This is a genomic window from Kiloniella sp. (genome assembly GCF_048259265.1).
In the GTDB taxonomy this organism is placed as follows: domain Bacteria; phylum Pseudomonadota; class Alphaproteobacteria; order Kiloniellales; family Kiloniellaceae; genus Kiloniella.
Map to the genome: position 1 here is coordinate 1 of NZ_JBLXHT010000016.1, position 18,872 is coordinate 18,872.

General features: G+C 45.0%; 21 protein-coding genes. 13 read left to right on the forward strand and 8 right to left on the reverse strand.

Annotated elements, in window-relative coordinates:
• Together ACN0QW_RS18395 and ACN0QW_RS18400 are read right to left on the reverse strand one after the other, a co-directional pair.
• A partial coding sequence (locus ACN0QW_RS18395; protein WP_417433591.1) for a hypothetical protein occupies window positions 1-183 on the reverse strand: 183 nt, incomplete at its 3' end.
• A 163-nt stretch (window positions 184-346) separates the two neighbouring features.
• The gene (locus ACN0QW_RS18400; protein ID WP_417433593.1) at window positions 347-1,243 is read right to left on the reverse strand and encodes a LysR family transcriptional regulator; all 897 of its coding nucleotides are present in this window, start codon (window positions 1,241-1,243) and stop codon (window positions 347-349) included.
• 176 nt (window positions 1,244-1,419) lie between these two features.
• On the opposite strand from ACN0QW_RS18400, the gene ACN0QW_RS18405 reads away from it, so the two are divergent.
• The 3 genes from ACN0QW_RS18405 (at window position 1,420) to ACN0QW_RS18415 (ending at window position 3,899) form a co-directional block, all read left to right on the forward strand.
• A complete protein-coding gene (locus ACN0QW_RS18405; protein ID WP_417433595.1) occupies window positions 1,420-1,989 on the forward strand; it encodes a cytochrome b in 570 nt (189 codons plus the stop codon).
• Between the two features lie 30 nt (window positions 1,990-2,019).
• Window positions 2,020-2,640 (forward strand): YceI family protein, encoded by a 621-nt coding sequence (locus ACN0QW_RS18410; protein ID WP_417433597.1) that lies wholly within the window; start codon window positions 2,020-2,022, stop codon window positions 2,638-2,640.
• 251 nt (window positions 2,641-2,891) lie between these two features.
• Complete coding sequence (locus ACN0QW_RS18415) at window positions 2,892-3,899, forward strand: NAD(P)H-dependent flavin oxidoreductase (RefSeq protein ID WP_417433599.1); 1,008 nt, start codon at window positions 2,892-2,894, stop codon at window positions 3,897-3,899.
• A 97-nt stretch (window positions 3,900-3,996) separates the two neighbouring features.
• On the opposite strand, the gene ACN0QW_RS18420 is transcribed toward ACN0QW_RS18415, so the two are convergent.
• Entirely contained in the window at window positions 3,997-4,158 is a 162-nt protein-coding gene (locus ACN0QW_RS18420) for a DUF1737 domain-containing protein (protein WP_299374339.1), read from the reverse strand.
• A 131-nt stretch (window positions 4,159-4,289) separates the two neighbouring features.
• The gene (locus ACN0QW_RS18425; RefSeq protein WP_417433601.1) at window positions 4,290-5,066 is read right to left on the reverse strand and encodes a substrate-binding periplasmic protein; all 777 of its coding nucleotides are present in this window, start codon (window positions 5,064-5,066) and stop codon (window positions 4,290-4,292) included.
• Between the two features lie 584 nt (window positions 5,067-5,650).
• Between ACN0QW_RS18425 and ACN0QW_RS18430 the strand changes: the two genes are divergently transcribed.
• The gene (locus tag ACN0QW_RS18430) at window positions 5,651-6,103 is read left to right on the forward strand and encodes a hypothetical protein (protein WP_417433603.1); all 453 of its coding nucleotides are present in this window, start codon (window positions 5,651-5,653) and stop codon (window positions 6,101-6,103) included.
• Between the two features lie 244 nt (window positions 6,104-6,347).
• On the opposite strand, the gene ACN0QW_RS18435 is transcribed toward ACN0QW_RS18430, so the two are convergent.
• Window positions 6,348-7,244, reverse strand: coding sequence for an amino acid ABC transporter permease (locus tag ACN0QW_RS18435; RefSeq protein ID WP_299374330.1), 897 nt, complete (start codon window positions 7,242-7,244; stop codon window positions 6,348-6,350).
• Between the two features lie 117 nt (window positions 7,245-7,361).
• Entirely contained in the window at window positions 7,362-8,240 is an 879-nt protein-coding gene (locus ACN0QW_RS18440) for a transporter substrate-binding domain-containing protein (RefSeq protein WP_417433605.1), read from the reverse strand.
• Between the two features lie 391 nt (window positions 8,241-8,631).
• On the opposite strand from ACN0QW_RS18440, the gene ACN0QW_RS18445 reads away from it, so the two are divergent.
• Complete coding sequence (locus ACN0QW_RS18445; protein WP_299374325.1) at window positions 8,632-9,333, forward strand: TetR/AcrR family transcriptional regulator; 702 nt, start codon at window positions 8,632-8,634, stop codon at window positions 9,331-9,333.
• A 58-nt stretch (window positions 9,334-9,391) separates the two neighbouring features.
• Here the strand turns inward: ACN0QW_RS18445 and ACN0QW_RS18450 are convergent, their stop codons facing one another.
• On the reverse strand, window positions 9,392-10,246 hold the full coding sequence (locus ACN0QW_RS18450) for a tetratricopeptide repeat protein (RefSeq protein ID WP_417433607.1): 855 nt from the start codon (window positions 10,244-10,246) through the stop codon (window positions 9,392-9,394).
• A 113-nt stretch (window positions 10,247-10,359) separates the two neighbouring features.
• On the opposite strand from ACN0QW_RS18450, the gene ACN0QW_RS18455 reads away from it, so the two are divergent.
• From ACN0QW_RS18455 to ACN0QW_RS18465, 3 genes are all read left to right on the forward strand, one after another.
• Window positions 10,360-10,623, forward strand: a complete 264-nt coding sequence (locus tag ACN0QW_RS18455) for a hypothetical protein (protein WP_299374322.1) — start codon at window positions 10,360-10,362, stop codon at window positions 10,621-10,623.
• A gap of 89 nt (window positions 10,624-10,712) precedes the next feature.
• Window positions 10,713-11,648 (forward strand): class I SAM-dependent methyltransferase, encoded by a 936-nt coding sequence (locus tag ACN0QW_RS18460; RefSeq protein WP_417433707.1) that lies wholly within the window; start codon window positions 10,713-10,715, stop codon window positions 11,646-11,648.
• A 30-nt stretch (window positions 11,649-11,678) separates the two neighbouring features.
• Window positions 11,679-12,455 carry a hypothetical protein gene (locus ACN0QW_RS18465; protein ID WP_417433609.1) on the forward strand — a complete coding sequence of 259 codons (777 nt, stop codon included), beginning with the start codon at window positions 11,679-11,681 and terminating at the stop codon, window positions 12,453-12,455.
• A gap of 172 nt (window positions 12,456-12,627) precedes the next feature.
• On the opposite strand, the gene ACN0QW_RS18470 is transcribed toward ACN0QW_RS18465, so the two are convergent.
• On the reverse strand, window positions 12,628-12,813 hold the full coding sequence (locus ACN0QW_RS18470) for a hypothetical protein (protein ID WP_299375948.1): 186 nt from the start codon (window positions 12,811-12,813) through the stop codon (window positions 12,628-12,630).
• A 628-nt stretch (window positions 12,814-13,441) separates the two neighbouring features.
• Between ACN0QW_RS18470 and ACN0QW_RS18475 the strand changes: the two genes are divergently transcribed.
• From ACN0QW_RS18475 to ACN0QW_RS18495, 5 genes are all read left to right on the forward strand, one after another.
• A complete protein-coding gene (locus ACN0QW_RS18475; protein WP_417433611.1) occupies window positions 13,442-14,392 on the forward strand; it encodes a sterol desaturase family protein in 951 nt (316 codons plus the stop codon).
• A gap of 130 nt (window positions 14,393-14,522) precedes the next feature.
• Window positions 14,523-15,206: a winged helix-turn-helix domain-containing protein gene (locus ACN0QW_RS18480; RefSeq protein ID WP_417433613.1), complete on the forward strand. Its 684-nt coding sequence runs from the start codon at window positions 14,523-14,525 to the stop codon at window positions 15,204-15,206.
• 28 nt (window positions 15,207-15,234) lie between these two features.
• Complete coding sequence (locus ACN0QW_RS18485) at window positions 15,235-16,560, forward strand: sensor histidine kinase (RefSeq protein ID WP_417433615.1); 1,326 nt, start codon at window positions 15,235-15,237, stop codon at window positions 16,558-16,560.
• Window positions 16,561-16,711: 151 nt separating this feature from the next.
• Window positions 16,712-17,959: an NAD(P)/FAD-dependent oxidoreductase gene (locus ACN0QW_RS18490; RefSeq protein ID WP_417433617.1), complete on the forward strand. Its 1,248-nt coding sequence runs from the start codon at window positions 16,712-16,714 to the stop codon at window positions 17,957-17,959.
• Window positions 17,950-18,792: a DUF1365 domain-containing protein gene (locus tag ACN0QW_RS18495; protein WP_417433619.1), complete on the forward strand. Its 843-nt coding sequence runs from the start codon at window positions 17,950-17,952 to the stop codon at window positions 18,790-18,792. Before ACN0QW_RS18490 ends, ACN0QW_RS18495 begins: the two co-directional genes overlap by 10 nt.
• Window positions 18,793-18,872 lie beyond the last annotated feature (80 nt).

Genomic DNA, 18,872 nt, shown 5'->3' on the forward strand with positions numbered 1-18,872 from the left:
GGTTGCAGCCGTCGCATCAAAGTTCAGGGTTGCTGTCTGACCACGTTCCAAAGAAACAGTCTTGGTTTCACCACCGGCTGGCGCTGTAATTTCAATTGTAGAAGCTGCTTGACCAACAAGAAGGTCTTGACCCTCTTCACCTGAAACGGTTTTGTTGCCTGTAGTTGTAAAACCTTCAGTCATATGTAGAACCCCTGTTCTGAATTTCGACAAAACAGGTTCGCCAAGAAATTGGTAACCTGTCATCTGCGAGACTTATAAAATGTCGGGTCTGAGCATATAGAAAAAAAGATAAATAACAACTAACGTTAACCTAAAAAATATAGCAATATGTATGATCTTTCTTTTAAATAGAGGTGATGTCTTGTTGCACAATCAGATTCCAAAAGGATTCTGCCACGGGACCAAAGGGATGATTGGTCGTGCGCGAAATATAAGTTTCTATTTCCACAGGACCAAAGTCAGAAGACGTCAACGCCACCAGATCACCAGAAGCTAACTCGTCACTAATCATATGCAAAGGAACGCGTCCCCAGCCCAAACCGGACATGATAATCTGCTTCTTCGTCAAAAAGTCATTTACCCGCCACGGTACACTGGTTTCCAAAACACCATACTTTCGCTCGTCCCTGTTCCGGCTACGATCAGTTACAACAACCTGGGTTGCCCCATCCATATCTTCCCTAGTTAATTCTGATGCATCCTTTTGCCCCGCTGAACACCCGGACACCACGGGGATTAAACTCACGGAGCATAGTTTTTCATAGCGCGTCATTTCAATTTTATCGAACATCTCACCACCCGCCACCATTGCAATATCTGCTTCCTTGTCTTCTAGAATTTCTAGCGGGGCCGTGAAATTTTCGACAAACAATGTCAATCGTGTTGCCGGGTACTTATCACGGATAATACGAAACGCGCCAAGAATCTGCTGGATATCAAATACCTCTGACACCACGATGCGAAGCTCTGCCTCAACACCTTGTGCATAATGCTGGGCCAGATCGCTCATATCCCTTGCCTGAGACAGAACAGTACGGGCTTTCTGAACAAGTATTTTGCCATGATCCGTTAGCGTCGGGCGATAACCGTCCCGCTCAAAGATCGCAACCTTCAGCTCGTCTTCCAAATTTTTAATGGCGATAGAGACCGCAGACTGACTTTTGTGTAAGGCTTCGGAAGCGGCCCGAAAACCGCCGTGGTCAACAACACCAATGAGTGCACGCAACTGATCTAGGGTCATTACACATCTCAATCTATTTTTTATATCAATTCAATATAATATTTATACTTTTTTAAATCATGTTTCATCCGATATTTCAAGCAGACACGACGTCATGCTTCACTGTTCTTCGTAAAAGTGAAGCTGACTTGGTTCTTGAAACAAACAGAGATACTGAAACTTGAGAAACCAAACATATGTTCAACACCTTTGACAATTATGGCTGGATAGCCCGCTTTTTCCACTGGGTCATTGCCCTAGCGGCAACCGCCCTGTTTGGACTGGGCCTCTATATGGTCGAATTGAGCTACTATGACCCAGCATATAAAACCTTTCCAAGCCTGCACAAATCCATCGGAATTCTGGTCGCCGTTCTTATGGTTATTCGGCTGATCTGGAGATTGATCAGCATTGTTCCACTGCCAATTTCTGATCCGGAAGCACAGCATCAGGATCTGCAGTACAAGGCGGCATCCTTAGTGCACTTCATACTCTATACCCTGCCTTTTGCACTGTTTCTATCTGGGTACCTGATTTCCACGGCCGATGGACGATCGATCTTTGTCTTTGATTTGGTAGAGATACCCGCGCTGTTCCCGCCAAGCAAAGGGCTGGAAGATACCGCCGGGTTAATCCACGAAATCATAGCTTGGACGCTGGCCGGATTTGTTGTTTTGCACGCCGCAGCCGCCCTTAAACATCACATCATAAACAAAGACCGCACGCTAAAGCGCATGCTTTTGGGTGCCCGCACAACAACACCTTGAATTCAACCTTCTAAAACAGGAATAATACAGATGTACAAATCAACATTGAAATCTGCAAAGTCAGTCTTTATCGGTTCTCTTTTAGCTTTTGGGGCTCTTGGTAGTTTAGCCGCCCCCCTGATATCCCCGGCACAGGCCGAAACCTATCAATTGGATACTCAGGGTGCCCACGCATCAATCCAGTTTAAAATCAGCCACCTTGGCTATTCATGGATACTTGCTCGCTTTAATAAGTTTGATGGCCAGTTCGAATTTGACGCCAACAAACCCGAAGCTTCTTCCATTTCCATTAACGTTGATACCGCAAGCCTTGATTCCAATCATGCAGAGCGTGACAAACACCTGCGCAGTGCAGATTTTCTGGACGTTTCCAACTTCCCGACCGCAACCTTTGTCAGCACTGGCCTAAAACCCGTTAGCGAAAAAACAGCAGTCCTGAGCGGTGATCTGACCATCAAGGGTATTACCAAACCAATCACCATGGATGTAAACTGGATTGGCGGCGGCGATGACCCGTGGGGGTATGTACGTCAGGGTTTCGAAGGATCATTGGTTATTCCCGTTGGTGACTACGGCATGATGGACATGGGTCCAAGCGCACAAGAAGTCGAAATCCTTGTCTTCTTCGAAGGCGTACGCCCTAAGGGGTAACGTACTTATAAAGTACCTATACCCATTACAGATTATAAAAGAGGAGAGGAAACAACAATTTCCTCTCCTCTTTGTCTTAACAACATTGTCTTTACCCTATACCAGAAGGAACCTATCTTCATTTTCTAAACTCAAATGCTGTCGTAAATCGTTGCAAACTCGGTGTAAGAAGCAACTGCCCCGCCCCCTAAATAAAATAAATTTAAAGCATGCACAGGATTAAAAAGTATCAAAGACCTGAGGATATCATAATGGTCCCCCAATCTAACACACACCCAAAGACAAGAACCCGCCTTACCGACTTACTCGGCATAGAGCATCCCATTCTTTGTGGTGGTTTAATGCACTTGGCCGATGCGAACTATGTTGCTGCTGTGGTCAATGCCGGAGCCATGGGTTTTATTTCTGCGCTGACCTTTCCTGACCCACAACAGCTACGTAATGAAATCCAAAAATGCCGGGATCTGTCAGGGGGCAAATCCTTTGGAATAAATCTTTATATCTCTCCTCGGCAAGATGCCAATGACCGACTGGAAAAATTGCTGACTGTGGTACAGGACGAAAAGATTGCGGTGGTCGAAACCGCGGGCGGCAACCCCGGCCCGATCATCCCCTTGATGAAAGAAGCTGGCATCAAAGTTATTCACAAAGTCCCTGCCGTCCGTTTTGCGCTTTCGGCTGAACGCGCAGGTGTTGATGCAGTCAGTTTGGTTGGGGCGGAATGCGGCGGTCACCCCGGCTATATGATGGTTGGGTCCATGGTTCAAGCCGCTGACGCCCCCCAAAAGCTGTCTGTTCCAGTTATCCTCGGCGGCGGCATTGGCCATGGCAGCCAGTTAACGGCGGCTCTTGCGATGGGATGTGACGGTATTCTGATGGGAACCCGCATGCTGGTTTCCAGCGAACTTCAGGCTCACAAGGATTATAAACAGCGCGTCATTGAAGGCACCGGGCTGGACAGTATAGTGGTACAAAGCACATTAAAGAACCATCACCGCGTTCTGGATAACCAAACGGCACAGGCTATCCTCGCGCTGGAAAATGAAGGCAAGGAAAGCTACGAAGATTACGCACATCTTCTTAACGGAAAGCTATCGAAAGAAGCCTATGCATCTGGCAAAACAGATCAGGGATTACTCGATTACGGCCAAAGTGCTTGTTTTGCCAATGCTATAGAGCCAGTGGCAACTATACTCACACGTTTTATACAGGAAAGCCTGATAGCAAAGGAACGTCTGTCAGGAATGAATACCCTCTAAAATAGATGCCTCTGTACCAGGCATCTTCTTTGCGCAAAAAGCAGTTCGTGAAAAATAAACGGGCAACCAATCTATTTATAAGTTGCCCCGCATATCCTCAATCTCGTTTGATCATTGGCTGGTAGAAGTAAGGAAAACCTTCGTCGTCTCTATTGATAACCAGATTACCACAAACGTCCCATCCTTCATTCAACAATGAAGTTACTTTTTCATTCAAACCTTCGCGGCTATGTTCCAGAACCAGTTCATATTTTTTCATCTGATCTATGTTTCCTTTATTGGCAGGTCCATTTGAACTTAAAACAAGAATGCACAAGAAAGATTAAAGGGATCTGAAAATTTACACCTAAAAGATTGCCACACCTAAATTTTTTATGGCCTCAAGATATTTTAACTTTGGGGAATAACCACATTCTTTTCAATAATTGCGTTCAGTTTATCCATTAATCCACGCGAGATGCTATTCTTCCCAAACATGATATGCACTGGTCCCAGATCAACCTTAACATGATTATGGGGAACGATATCCCCTACCAAGCCGTCTTCTTTGATCCGTGCTTTACCTGTTTCCTTATCCACCAAAAACCCATCAACACGATCTGTCATCAGCATTTGAAAATTTTCACCACCAATGGCCTGAAAAACCCTGCTTTTAAACTTTGGGTCTTCCATAAGTTTCAGGTACTCATCGCCATAATAGGCGTTGCGGGATACACCCAGTCTGAATTTGGTATCGATAATATCTTTTAGTCCCGTAAAATGGTCAAAGTCATGCTGATTTGCCCGCATAAACAACCATACGGTTTCATTCCGATAGGGCTTACTGAAAGTGGCGTATTTACTTCGTTCTTCTGTCTTGGACATACCAAGCAAAACATCCAGTTGTCCCTCTTCCATTGACTTCAACAAACGCGCCCAAGGTTTAGAGACAAATGTCAGGTCACATCCTAACGCGCCCAAGTATTTTTTTGCGGCCTGTATATCAACACCGATGGGTTGACTGCTGTCGTTATTTCCCCCAACCATCTGATAAGGTGGCCAATCAATCCAGCCAACAGTAAGCTCTCCGCAACTCTCTTCTGCCTGTGCTGATGTCGCAAAGGTCAATATTAGGCCTGCGAGGATACCAGTCATGGTTCCCAAACGACGTTTTAGCCCCCGGTTCATTCTATTTCCCTTCTACTCCAAAGGAACTCGACAATTCCCTTGTAGAGACTATGTTCACAAACTTGTGTTCCCTGAATATCAAACTTAAAAGACGTCTTACATCCAGACTTCTAATTTTTGGTCATTTACGGGGCTCTTTCATTGGATCATTCCCCGGAATATGACCATATCCTTGACACCAGACAATACCCCAAACATCGGACAATGCCATAATATCCATGTAATCAAGCCCTTATCTTTTACGACATAGAGATTTAAAAACCTGTTAACCGAATACTTTATTTGTTTAAACTTTAATGACGCTCTTTTGAAAAACAACGACCAGAAAATAAATAACCTTCGCTTACAACGACAACTTAATAAGACTAGAACGAACCCAAATTCATAGCGACTAGTCGTTTTTACCTTTCCTTATCTCTCTGCGATTGAGTATAAACAGAAAAATAAGGCAGAATGCAGGCTATGCACTCAATACAGAAAACAACAACGTGCCATCATACATAAAGTACGCGAATGATACGTTAGCTCAAAGACAACCATAAGCCTTTGGGAAACCTAAACAGCGCAATTGGACAGAACAAAAAGTGCTCGAAATCGGCCGAGATCTGGAAGTAAGCATCAACCACCATGCCATCAAAGGTTTTCTCGAACTTTGTGATAAAGCACGAGGTCAAGGGCAGATGACCATTGATCTGATCCAAAGCCGGCCCTTTATCAGTTACTGGCCAACATTGATCCTCAATCGTTATCACGAAGATAAAAACGACTTTATTTATAGCTTCTGGGGATCAAAATTATCCAGCGTTTATGGTATGGATTTAACTGGAAAATACATTCTGCGCGGCGAATTCAAAGAAACAGAGAATGTGTTCTGGACCGCCCACAATGACGTCATGACCAGTCTAAAGCCCGCTTATCTAAACACCAGCATCCACTGGCTTGATAAAGAACACCAAACTTTCAACGCCGTTATCATCCCCATGGAACGCAACGGCACAATCACCGAAACCATCGCCTATGTCGCCTTTGATAAGTAACAGACGGCTTATCTTATGCAAGACTAGACAACAGTGCCATACTCGGCCTATTTCTAGCCCATTTCAGATGCGAGCAGCATACTGCTTCGATATTATTAATCAGGCGCTCACCACTGCATTTGCACACAAGACACATTCATTTACGGCACGCTGAAGACCATCTTCCCATATGCTTCCAAGTAAAAATATTGGACCACCCGCCGTACTCTCCCAGTGGGAATTCCAATAAGAACAGCCACAATAATTACGTCTTGCTATACCGACCATAATATTTTTCGATACGTGCTTGAAGCAATTCGAACAAGAAGCTGACAAACCAATAGATCAAGGCAGCCGTGATCAGCATTTCAAAGTGCTTGAACTCTGAACGCCCCAAAGTCCGCGCCAAATACATCAGCTCCATCACCCCCATGGCAGATACCAGCGAGCTATCTTTGAGCATGGAAATAAAATTATTCCCAGTGGGGGGAACAATGATCCGAATGGCCTGAGGCAGGATTACCTTGTACATTACCTGCCATTTTTTAAGGCCAAGTGCTGTCGCAGCTTCGGCTTGCCCTTCTCCAACAGACTGAATGCCCGACCGGAAAATTTCTGTCATATAAGCCCCATAACAAAGGGACAAAGCAATTATACCCGATGGAATAGCATCAAGGGTGATGCCCATTTGTGGCAGGCCGAGATAAATAAGATAAACCTGTAGTAACAAAGGTGTTCCCCGGAAAAAGGAAACATAGAATGTCGATAGGGAATAGGCTGGACCATTTTTTGACAATCGAGCCAGCGCCCCGACCATAGCCAATATACTCGCGCAGATAATAGAGACAGAGGTAATAAGAAGGGTATACCCGAGACCAGTCAAAATCAGCAGCGGCAGCCGTTCGATGATAAAGCTGAAAGACAGATCAAAAGAATAGAAGAAAGCCAAGAAAAGACACAAAAGTTCTGAAAAGAAAATCAGGACCTGTGTGCGAAAGGGCAACAAAGCCACGAGAACGACGTTGAGCGTCAACCCAATGGCAATACCCACAGCGATTTGAAAGGAAAGATCGAAAAACAAAAGCGCAGATAGAAAAAATAAAAACAATAGGAACCGGCGAACTGCGGGATATTCCAGAACAGATACCAATGTATTAATCATACCAACGCTTTTTCATTTCGTTATGAAAGAAGTTTCCTAAAAAAGTCCAATGAGCCACCAGCAACAAAGTATCATTGGTGGCCCAGAACATATGATTCAGAAAAGGATTCGAAACATTTAATTATGGGTCGTACTGACCAAATCTTCACCAAACCATTTAACAGACAGTTCAACCAGGGTGCCATCCACACGCATTTCTTCGATAATTTCAGCCGTCTTTGCTGTCATTTCCGGGTCGCCTTTGGCGAGCGCCACGGCCAGCGGCTCATAAAAAACCGGATCACCCAATTGCCGGATCGGATAGTTCGCCTTGATCGCTTCGAGAATATTTGGCACAGACGAAATACCTGCATCAAGACGCTTACCATCCCCAATACGAAGATCGTCCATGGCATTGGTATCTGTTTCATAAGTTCTGATATCACTTGGCGTCACAGAAAAAGTCACTGGTGGCGAGTAGGTCTGGTCAAGTTCCAGTGTATGGGTCAAGTAAGCTTCATATGTTGAACCGCCACTGGCACCAATACGTTTGTCATTTAGATCAGCAAGTGTTTGAGCGGATGAATCCTTGTGCACGTAAAAAGCCGAAGGCGTGAAATAATATACAGCCGGGAAGTCCAGAACTTCTGCGCGGGCTGGGGTCGGCGTCATAGAACCAATTGCCACATCCCAGCGTCCACCCCATTTCCCAGATGTTATTGCTTCCCAAGCCGGGTTAATAAACTCGACATCAACCCCCATACGTTTGGCGAGTTCTTTTGCAACATCAACGTCATAGCCTTCAAAAACGCCGTCTGCATTCAGATAGGACGCAGGCGGATATTCCGAATTGGTTGCCACAGTCATCTTGCCCTCTGCCATGACCTTATCCAGCACCTCACCTGCTTTTGCTAAACCGGATAAAGATACAAGACCGACCAAAGCCAAACCAACAACTGATTTGATTTGCCCCTTACCCGTAGATTTTTTTTCAAAGTGAGAGAATGAAGACTTCATGACGTGCTCCTCCCTGAGCAAATTTGCAGCTCTGGTTGGCTGCCAGACAAAATGATGAAAGTTAAAATGACACAACAACGAAACAAAACGGTAAGGCACCGAACAGAAATGAGCAAGGCTTATTTTACAGTTGTAAAACTATTTCTCATCAGGCAAAATCGCCCATAAGATAAAATGCATCGTCAATTTTTGACTCTAATTTCACCTCATCAACAAGGTAAAATTTTACGCATCTGATGTATAGAAACATTACTATTTTGAATTTTTATAATAGCGAGTCATTATAAAACCGATTGCATTCATGAAACGAAGTACCCTAAAGAACGAAGTAGCATGAAAAACGCTGTATTCAACTCTACGTACTCAGGGCTTGGACGAAACAAGGTTATCTATGCAAAACGCCGCCGCTTCGACACCTAAATTTCGCAGACTGGAAGCTGATTTTCGTCGCCAAAGACTGATTGATGCCACAGTCAAATGTATTGCTGAACACGGATATGCAGCAACAAGCGTCAGACAGATCTGCAGCAAAGCAGACGTTTCGCCCGGCCTTTTGCGACATTATTTTACGGGAAAAAGCGACCTTATTTTACAAGCCTATGCCCAACTCATCGATAAATTCAGTACCGAATTAAAATCTGCATTAGACGATCACAGTGTTGAAAACCAAGACGAAAAAGACGACCCACGAAACAAGCTTAAAGTTTTTGTGAACACCTGCTTTAACGGCACGATGCAGGAAGAAACAACCCTTTCCGTGATGCTGGCATTCTGGAGCGAGTTGCGCCTAGATCCCATGATGCAATCCAACGCTAAATCCCTGTGTTCAGGGTACCACCAACAACTTGTTGACGTCATAAGCGATGTCGCCCTGAACGAAGGAAATCAGGATGAAGTTGACCCAAGCCTCGTTGCATTGGCACTCGCTGCGCTGGTTGATGGATTATGGCTTCAAATGTGTATAAATCGTTCAACCTTTAGTATTAATGATGCCCGCCTTGCCTGTTTTGGTTTACTCGATGGCTTCCTTTTTTGTGGTACAAACGAACAATGGTTACAGGTCAGGGCAGCGGGAAGACTTGATCAGCATTAATATCGTATGTTCAGATCACTGACACATCAGGGCGAAACACAATACAAATCAAAAGCCTCTACCAAAGTTCACTATGCAACTGACAACCTGACGCAATACATTCTTTCAACGCACTTATGCTTGCTTCGTTTCTAACGCCATTTGTATCGCCATGATAATACCCCTTTTCCTTTAGCCAGACTTGATCCATTTCAATACGGTCTTGCCCACCAATGTCCTGGGCTTTCAAATAGGCATCAAAAGCTTTATTATCCTGCCCATCTTCCACATAGGCCGCCGCCAGCGTATCCCAGACTTCAAAATCATCGGGATTAATATCCAGTGCTCTTTTGGCAAAGGTAATAGCCTCGGCCCCTTGGCGTTCTGTCTTGTCCGGATTAATCGCCAGAAGCCACGCCAAGGAATTCAACGCATAGGAATCATTGGGATCAAGACGAACCGACGCTCTGTAATCTAGAATAGCCAGATCAATCTGTTTTTTCTCTGAAAAAAGACCTGCCCGATAGTAATAAGCTTCGGCATTATACGGATCGATGGCGATTACCTGATTATAATCGTCCATAGCCGACCCTTTGTAATCGAGAAAGCTATGGGCATAAGCCCGTTCCATATAATTAGACACGCGCTTGGGGTCATAGGAAATTGCCTCGCTCAAATCTTTCACAGCAGATTCATAATTCCCGGCGTCGATATGGGCCATTCCCCGCAAGCGATAGACAATTCCATACCCCTTGTCCGGCAATTCACCTGACTGGATAAGCCACCCACACGCCTCTATCCGCAACTCCGCCGAGGCATCGGGATTGTTGCAATGTCTGGATTGCGTTTGAAAACTCTGGGCGTGGCTCAAATTGGGCGAAAGCAATAAAACTGTCATGAGCGCCCAAGCGTAAATCGGAAGTGATCGAAACATAACTCTTCTTTTTATCCTAGACCCAAGTAATCTGGTCGCTCTACAATCAAAAGATGTAATTTATAGCCTGTGACATCAATTGCAAACCCTAAGCAGACGACAAGGTGGATACCATGAACGAGCTACTTGTTACCGTAACAACCGTTATTCTCGCACTTTCCATCCCCATGGTTCTCTGGCTCGGGCATCTTAATCGCAAAGGTGGCAAAGACGGTGAAATTCGGGGAATCGGCTGGCAGTTTATCCGCTATACGGTGTTAAGCATTGCCCTGCCGATCGTGGCGATCCTTGCACTCAACGATGCCTTAGAAGGTGAAGCCGCGACTATTATTGCCGGGGCACTTGGCTATGCTTTTGGAAAAAAGGATGATAGCTAAGGTATCCGCACCAATGATTTACGACTGATTTCACAACCCGGTTCACTGTTTATTTTACACCGACCACATTATTTTACACCGACCACATTATTTCATGTCCGAGAGCGCACTTCATGACACAAACAAATGACCTTACGAACGCAGCATATAAACAGACTGAAATAGAGGAATGGGATCAAGCTGCCTCTGCGTGGCACAAATGGATCCCTGTGATAAATGCTTTCGTCCATGTCGCCACAGACATCATGCTGGATCAGGCTGATATAAAAACCGGCAACCACGTACTGGATATTACCGCAGGTGATGGCAGCCAGTCGATTATGGCCGCAGAGCGTGTCGGCGAAACAGGAACGGTTCTTGCCACCGATCTTTCCCCCGCCTTTGTCAAACTTGCGCAGCGCATTGCGCAGACACAGGGAGTCAAAAATCTGACCGCAGAGGTCATGGACGCCGAAAACCTCAGTTTAAAAGATAACAGTTTTGATGCCGCCATTTCCCGTCTCGGTATGATGTTTCTGCCCGATCCGCTCAAGGGATTACAGGAAATTTATCGCGTCCTGAAGCCTTCGGGGTCTTTTGCCGCCATTGTTTATACCACAGCGGATAAAACACCCTTCTTTACCCAATCGCCACAAATCATTCGTGAACAACTGAACTTGCCAGAAACACCAACAAAGAAGACAACATCAAGTACATCCGCCTCTGCACAAGCACACCAACCCGGCCCCTTTGCCTTGGGCACACCAGACTTTTTTGCCGATCTCTTTGCACAAGCCGGATTTGTCAATATTGAACAAGAAATCATCGAAGCTCCCCTTCGGTTCGAAACAACCGAAGACTTTATTCAATGGCGCCGCGACGTCGCGGTCTCTCACCAAAGAATGTTGGCCGGACAAGACACAGAAACACAGGAAAGAATTTGGCAGGAAATCACCAAGGCCATGCGCCAATACGAAACCACCGACGGCTTTGAAACCCCCACCGAACTCCTGATCTGTTCCGGGCAAAAATCGAGAAACTCCTGATCTAATTTATTCAGAGAACATATTAGCAGAATGACAAATAGCCTTAACTTTAAACAACGTCTGTTTCTTATTGTCTTTACAGTATTGATAGGAAGTAATTTAGAGATATTTGAAATTGAGATTCGCTTTCACCTAAGACAAATCATTGAAATAAAATACTATTACGAATCAGTGGCTATTAATATAGATCGCTTTGCTATCGAATTTTTGATTCAACTCGCTGCCGCTATTCTGCTAGGTACAACAGTAATCCCGAGATCGATAAAAAACACCATTTTCTCAAAATGGGATCGTGTTCTGCTTAGTTTATTTCTGTTTGTCCCTATTGCGATTTTCTGTGATCAGGCCTTCATAGGTCGCTTTATCCCTGGTTCAATCTACTTACATGACTTAACCACTGGCCTCTACTTCACACCACTTTTTCTTATCATTGGCCTGTATATCCTACCCAAATTTATCACGCTGACTGAATACAATCCTGTAAAAGCCTTTAAAGGGGGCCTTTTGGCGTGTTTACTATGTCTTCCCTTTGTTTGGTTTTATGACACTTTGTTCAATCACTTCCCCTTCTACCTTTCGGCTTACAGTGATTGGCTACAAAACAAACCGGAAGAAAATCACATATATTACTTTATCGGGTATCTAATTAGTCACTACAGTACTTTTGAAACCTATATCGGCTCTACCGGCCTGATATGGCAGTGTATCTGGTTTATCGCCAGCGGTGTCAGTGCTTGGTTTGCCTACTTTATCATTTACCAAAACAACTTAAAAAGCTGGCAAGATGAAGCGGGTGTATTTGAGTAAACACCGCCACTTCCCCGTCCGCAAGAAACGAAAAACCCCCGCGCCTTTAAGCCGGGGGTTTTCTTTACGCCTGTCCTTTTGGATAAGCGTCCGCGTATTCATACAGTTTATAGAACCTGTTCTCGCGACACCGCTCTCACTGTATTACTTGCAGCATTCCTTACTGTATTATTTATTGGGGAATGATGTCACGTACCAGACGCGGGTCCAGATCATTCAGGATCTTGGCAACACGGCGTTCCCGACGTTTGGCTTTATAAGCAACAATCGCGTCTGAAACAGCTGTTTTAACAAGAGCAACAATGCCTTCTTTAAAGAAAGAAACGGGTTGTGCAACATTTACTGACACATGTGCCATAGTCTTAATCCTAATCAAAGGGCCCGGTCCCGCAAATCCCGTCAGCCAAGTTGTTTTTACTGATTCCTAGGTACGCTCAGTTGATCAAATCGACAATTGAAATTTATTCATTCTGGCTATGCATTTTGAGCATGGAACCACCCCAAAAAGCCCTTATTTATAAGGTCCTTGTCGCTTTTAAGATAAACGAGTGTCGCAAGTAAAGTTTATGGCAAAATTGCCATATTTTCCCACGCTTCTTTTTATAAAAAAGTTTTCTGCCGCCGTCCTGTTCGACGTCGTAATTAGTATAAAAATGGCGTATTTTTTACACTCTGTTTCTTTTACGACGCTCCCTCTTTCTCTTCTCGATATTTACAAGCCATCTTCACTCCGATTCCTTAAGTCACAATGTGTAACAAACAACCAAATTCCAGAATAAAGTTGCCATCGGTTGCACTATAACCAAAGACAATCCTCTGCTTTAATCCTCGCCATAAAAAAGAGCATCTATATATATTCTTTTCTATTTTAGAGTACCATTACTGCAATTGTGGATTTAAGCTACTTGAGATATACGCTTCTTGATATATAGGCTTCTTGATATATACAGGGCTAAATTAAGATTAGAACAAGGTGGTGGGGACAAATGGCGTTTGACAATGCGATAGCCAATGAAGGCTTGGGAAAAAAAATTTTAGCAAGTACAGCTTGGCCCCTGCTACTTACTCTTTGTATCTGTACCACGGCCTATGGTTTTGCCATTGATCGCCCTGTGATTGTTTTCAACCTGACCTATCTTGGCTTGGCTATCGCGCTGTTTCTTTTGGAGCGCAAAATGCCGTTCGAAAAGACGTGGTTGGAAAATGACGGCCAGACCTTTGCTAACATTGCCCATACCCTGACCAGCAAAGGCCTTGTCCAAGGCTTAGTGACCTTTAGCGGCGTCATTGGTATAACTGCCTATATTACACCCTTACAGGGCGAAGGTTATGGTATCTGGCCCCGCGACTGGCCGCTGGCAATTCAGGTAATCATGACGTTGATTGCGGCTGAATTCGGTCTCTATTGGGCGCACAGAATTTCCCACGAATGGAAGCCGCTTTGGAAATTCCATGCCATCCACCATTCCGTCACCAGATTGTGGATTGTTAACACCGGACGTTTCCACTTCATTGATTCCTTACTGTCCATTGTGCTGGGCATCAGCATCCCCCTCGCTTTAGGCGCCCCGCTCGAAGCAATCACATGGCTATCGGCCATTACCGCCTATATCGGTATGCTGACACATTGTAACGTGGACATGCGCTTTGGCCTGCTTTCCATGGTCTTCAACACCCCCGGTCTGCACCGCTGGCACCACAGCAAAAAGATTGTCGAAGGCAACAGAAACTACGGTGAGAACCTGATGATTTGGGACATGATTTTTCGTACATGGATCAACCCCGATCGCCGCCCCCCGGCCAGAATTGGCATCACCGAAGAAATGCCCGCAAGCTTCCCCGCCCAGTTGGTCTGGCCCTTTAAAGAGATAAAAGAACTGGATCAAGAAGGCTGGACAACACTGATCACAGAAGAAAATACAAAACCCAAAACTTAATTACCCGGGGCTTAATGCTTAGGCATCGTATTATTGGGAAAAGAAAAATAAAGCCTGATCCAATGAAATAGGATATGTTACAGTTTCAGAAATAATCATTTAAATTACAAATAGGTAGCAGCCCCTCTCTATGCGCATTCTTTACGTAGAAGATGACCAGGAAGTACTGAGCTATATCAGCAATGGCCTCAAGCAAGAGGGGCACAATCTGGATACGGCGGATAATGGCAAAGACGGCTTATTTCTGGCGACAACCGAAAATTACGACGTCATTATCGTTGACCGCATGCTGCCAGAGCTGGATGGCCTGACCATTATCAGAACGCTGCGTGGTAGTGATAATCATACCCCTGTTTTAATCCTGAGCGCCCTTGGCGAGGTCGATGACCGGGTCAAAGGGCTTCGATCTGGCGGTGATGACTATCTGGTCAAACCCTTTGCTTTTGCTGAACTGCTTGCCCGAATAGAAGTTCTTGCCAAACGCAATGGACCACAAGGAAACCAACAGGAAACACAATTAACGGCACAGGACCTTGAGGTTGATCTGCTATCACGCAAAGTAAGGCGTGGTGGACAGGCCATAGAGCTACAATCACGCGAATTTCGACTGCTGGAGTACCTGCTAAAGCACAAAGGACAGGTTGTGACCCGGACCATGCTGCTGGAAAACGTGTGGGATTACCATTTTGATCCGCAAACAAATGTGATCGACGTGCATATCAGCCGCCTTAGAGGTAAGGTCGATAAAGATTTTGATGTTTCACTGATAAAGACGATACGTGGTGCCGGATATATCATCGAAGACAACCCATAGATCTTACGCCCGAAGCTCTAGCTTTCAAATGGCTATTCTGTTTCTACTTCTTTGCGGAACGGCTGTTATCATACTCGGTTATTTTAGCTATTATTTTAGCCGTGGGCACTTTGTCCAACGTACCGAAGCGATTATCGATACCGAACTAAGTTATGTATCTCAATGGCAAGACCCTGCCCGTATAGCTCGCGCATTAGATAGGCCGGGTCGGGTTTACCTGTTGCTTTCACCAGATCAAAAAAAGATTGTTGGTAATCTGGATAAATTACCGGAAACTGTTTCACTTCTGGCTGAGGGAACCCTGACCTTTTCGACAAAGCCCGTTACCGTGTCAAACTCTTCTGGTTCTATATCTTTCGGCACAGAAAAAGATTACGCCGCGAAGATATATACCTATCCAAATAAAACCCGTTTACTAATCGGCATTGATATCACGTCGGTGACAAGTGATTACAAGCTAATGCAATGGCTGAGTTTTCTAAGTATCGGCTTCATGGTTCTTGTTATCATTACCAGCTATCTGATCAGTCGCTTTGTGGTATCGAACACCAACCGAATTGCCGTAACGGCAAAACAGATTATCGAAACCGGCGACCTTTCCCAACGTATTGAGCTGACATCACGTTGGGATGACCTTAGTTATATGGCTGGCATTATCAATGACCTGCTGGATCGTATCCAGCTGTTGATGCGGGGGATCAGACAGGTTTCCGATAACATTGCCCATGACCTGCGCACTCCGTTAACACGACTGCATCACAATCTGGAAGATCTGCGCTCTCAAGATCATATTATTCAAAACCCACAAGCCTATGAAACAGTTGACAAGCTGGTCAATGAAACCGATCAGATGCAGAGAACCTTTAACGCTCTTCTGCGGATATCACGTATTGAATCTGGCAAACAGCACTCGGCGTTTGAGCCTCTTGAACTGACTGAACTATTACAGGATGTCATCGAGCTCTATGAGCCCCTTATGGAAGAAAAGTCCATTACTCTGAAACAGGACCTTGAAACTGTCGCTCTTCAGGGGGACAGGAATTTGCTGTTTCAGGCTTTTGGCAATCTGATGGATAACGCCGTAAAATTTACCCCGGCCAAGGGTTGGATCAATCTCAGCCTTCGTAAACAGGGGGCAGAAGTCATCTTTATCATCGAAGATAATGGCCCCGGTGTTCCCCCGTCTGATCTGGGCAAAATATTCGACCGTTTCTATCGCGCCGAAAGCAGCAGACATACCCCCGGCAGCGGGCTAGGCCTTAGCCTCGTCGGGGCTGTTACCGATTTACATAACGGACATATATCAGCAGAAAAAGGTGAAAACGGTCTTCGCCTGACCATCCGTTTCTCATAAGATTATCAGACAATTCCCAGGCAATTCAAGGGGCGGATTAAAGGCAATTCAGGAAAGACAATATCAACAAAAGACAAACCCATTTCTTTCATTACCATTTTGTAATGTGCAGGACAGAAAGAGGTAAGACGGGATCGCCGATTGTAATCACATGAAAATAGCAATCATTGGCTCAGGCATTTCCGGTTTGGGGGCAGCTTATCTGTTGCACCCCCATCATGACATCACTGTTTATGAAAAAGGGAATTATCTGGGGGGACATAGCCGTACCATCGACATCTCTCCCAAAGGGACACGAACACCTGTGGATACAGGGTTCATCGTTTTCAACCATCGCAATTATTACCACCTGACCCGCATGTTCAAGCATTTGAACGTGCCCACGATCAAAAGCGATATGTCGTTTGGTGCCAGCATACAGAACGGTTGGTTGGAATACGGCAGCAAGGGAATGTTCGCCCAAAAGCGAAACCTGTTACGCCCCAGATACTGGAAAATGATATGGGATATTCTGAGCTTTAACAAAAAAGCCCTGCCCTATCTCGAAAACAACAAAGATGCATCATTGGAACAATGCCTTAATGATCTCAATCTTGGGGACTGGTTCAAACGCTATTACATACAGGCCATGGGCGCGGCCATCTGGAGCTGCTCGGTCGATACCATTCTTAAATTCCCTGCACGTACCTTTATTCGCTTCTTCGATAATCACGGCCTTTTAAGTGTAAATCAACATCCACAGTGGTATACGGTAAAGGGGGGAAGCCGGGAATATGTACAACGCATAAGCGCAAGCTTTCAGGATCATATAAAGCTGAATTGCGGTGTTGTTTCTGTCAAAAGAAAGAATGGGAAGGTCGAAGTACTGGACGACAAGGACAACACTGAAACCTATGATCAGATTGTTTTCGCCTGTCATGCGGATCAAGCCTTAAAAATGCTCGACACCCCGACACAAGACGAAGAACGCATCCTTGGAAATTTCACCTATCAAAAAAATACGGTTGTCGTTCATGGGGACACCAGTTTTATGCCACGAAAAAAAGGATCGTGGGCAAGCTGGGTTTACTTGTCAGAACAACAAGACGACCAAAATGAAAGCGTCTCCCTCAGTTACTGGATGAACAACCTTCAGGATATTGATCACGATAGCCCTGTTATTATAACGCTTAATCCCGGCAGGCGACCCGCCGGTCATCTCATTTATGATATAAACGAGTTCGAGCACCCGGTTTTCACAAAAGAAGCTGTCGACGCACAGGACCAGATAAATACCATTCAGGGTGAAAACAACCTTTGGTTCTGTGGGGCTTATCAACAATATGGATTTCACGAAGACGGCTTGGCAAGCGCCGTCAGGGTAGCGCAAAGGATTGGAGTATCAATTCCATGGGAATAGCGCCCAAACTTCGGCCAAAGCTTCTACCAAAGCTTTTAAACGCCAAAGTTTTTCACAAACGCCTGTCCCCAAAGGTGAACAGTTTCGCCTATGGCATTTATTACTATTGCCTGCCACTTTCCCAACTTTCTGCGTCAACCAAGACTTCTGATCTTGAATTTCCTATAAACAAAAAGGGACTGGTCAGCTTTTATCAGAAAGATCACGGGAATAAGGATGGCAGCTGCCTGACCTCGTGGGCCAAAGAACTACTTGAACGTTTTGGTGTCACACAGGCTGATGGCGAAATCATCCTTGTCGCTATGCCCCGTGTTCTTGGGTATGTTTTCAATCCCGTAAGTTTCTGGCTTTGCCTTGATCGGGATGAAAAACTCCGCGCCGTAATTTGCGAGGTCAATAACACCTTTGGCGAAACCCACTGCTATTTGTGCAAACACGAAGATGGCCGCCCTATTGAATCAAACGACAAACTACAGACAAAAAAGCTGTTTCATGTTTCGCCCTTTATTGAACGTGAAGGTCATTACGAATTTCGCTTTAATTTCAAAGAAAATCACTTTGCCGTCTGCATCGATCTCTTCAATTCTAATGGAGAAAAGACACTGGTCACGTCCTTGGCTGGCAAGCTATCCCCCCTGACCAAAGCTGCTGTAAACGCTGCGTTCTGGAAGCATCCGCTTGTGACATTCAAGGCCATTTATCTTATCCATTGGCAAGCACTGAAGTTGATCTTCAAAGGTATAAAACACCTGACGAAGCCCCAACAAAAGTCAGAGAAATTCAGTGCAACCAGCAACCTTGCCAAAAGTTCCCGTAACCTTACCAAAAGTTAATGTCCACGTAATACGGGGGTTATTTTCATCCTCGTATTCTGAAACCATCATAGAAAATAACTTGTTCTCTAGACCTACAA

Bases quoted from the DNA above. Each gene is read 5' to 3' on its own strand.
- ACN0QW_RS18400 (WP_417433593.1), bottom strand. From the start codon at position 1,243: ATGACCCTAGATCAGTTGCGTGCACTCATTGGTGTTGTTGACCACGGC.
- ACN0QW_RS18405 (WP_417433595.1), top strand. From the start codon at position 1,420: ATGTTCAACACCTTTGACAATTATGGCTGGATAGCCCGCTTTTTCCAC.
- ACN0QW_RS18410 (WP_417433597.1), top strand. From the start codon at position 2,020: ATGTACAAATCAACATTGAAATCTGCAAAGTCAGTCTTTATCGGTTCT.
- ACN0QW_RS18415 (WP_417433599.1), top strand. From the start codon at position 2,892: ATGGTCCCCCAATCTAACACACACCCAAAGACAAGAACCCGCCTTACC.
- ACN0QW_RS18420 (WP_299374339.1), bottom strand. From the start codon at position 4,158: ATGAAAAAATATGAACTGGTTCTGGAACATAGCCGCGAAGGTTTGAAT.
- ACN0QW_RS18425 (WP_417433601.1), bottom strand. From the start codon at position 5,066: ATGAACCGGGGGCTAAAACGTCGTTTGGGAACCATGACTGGTATCCTC.
- ACN0QW_RS18435 (WP_299374330.1), bottom strand. From the start codon at position 7,244: ATGATTAATACATTGGTATCTGTTCTGGAATATCCCGCAGTTCGCCGG.
- ACN0QW_RS18440 (WP_417433605.1), bottom strand. From the start codon at position 8,240: ATGAAGTCTTCATTCTCTCACTTTGAAAAAAAATCTACGGGTAAGGGG.
- ACN0QW_RS18445 (WP_299374325.1), top strand. From the start codon at position 8,632: ATGCAAAACGCCGCCGCTTCGACACCTAAATTTCGCAGACTGGAAGCT.
- ACN0QW_RS18450 (WP_417433607.1), bottom strand. From the start codon at position 10,246: ATGTTTCGATCACTTCCGATTTACGCTTGGGCGCTCATGACAGTTTTA.
- ACN0QW_RS18455 (WP_299374322.1), top strand. From the start codon at position 10,360: ATGAACGAGCTACTTGTTACCGTAACAACCGTTATTCTCGCACTTTCC.
- ACN0QW_RS18465 (WP_417433609.1), top strand. From the start codon at position 11,679: ATGACAAATAGCCTTAACTTTAAACAACGTCTGTTTCTTATTGTCTTT.
- ACN0QW_RS18470 (WP_299375948.1), bottom strand. From the start codon at position 12,813: ATGGCACATGTGTCAGTAAATGTTGCACAACCCGTTTCTTTCTTTAAA.
- ACN0QW_RS18475 (WP_417433611.1), top strand. From the start codon at position 13,442: ATGGCGTTTGACAATGCGATAGCCAATGAAGGCTTGGGAAAAAAAATT.
- ACN0QW_RS18480 (WP_417433613.1), top strand. From the start codon at position 14,523: ATGCGCATTCTTTACGTAGAAGATGACCAGGAAGTACTGAGCTATATC.
- ACN0QW_RS18485 (WP_417433615.1), top strand. From the start codon at position 15,235: ATGGCTATTCTGTTTCTACTTCTTTGCGGAACGGCTGTTATCATACTC.
- ACN0QW_RS18490 (WP_417433617.1), top strand. From the start codon at position 16,712: ATGAAAATAGCAATCATTGGCTCAGGCATTTCCGGTTTGGGGGCAGCT.
- ACN0QW_RS18495 (WP_417433619.1), top strand. From the start codon at position 17,950: ATGGGAATAGCGCCCAAACTTCGGCCAAAGCTTCTACCAAAGCTTTTA.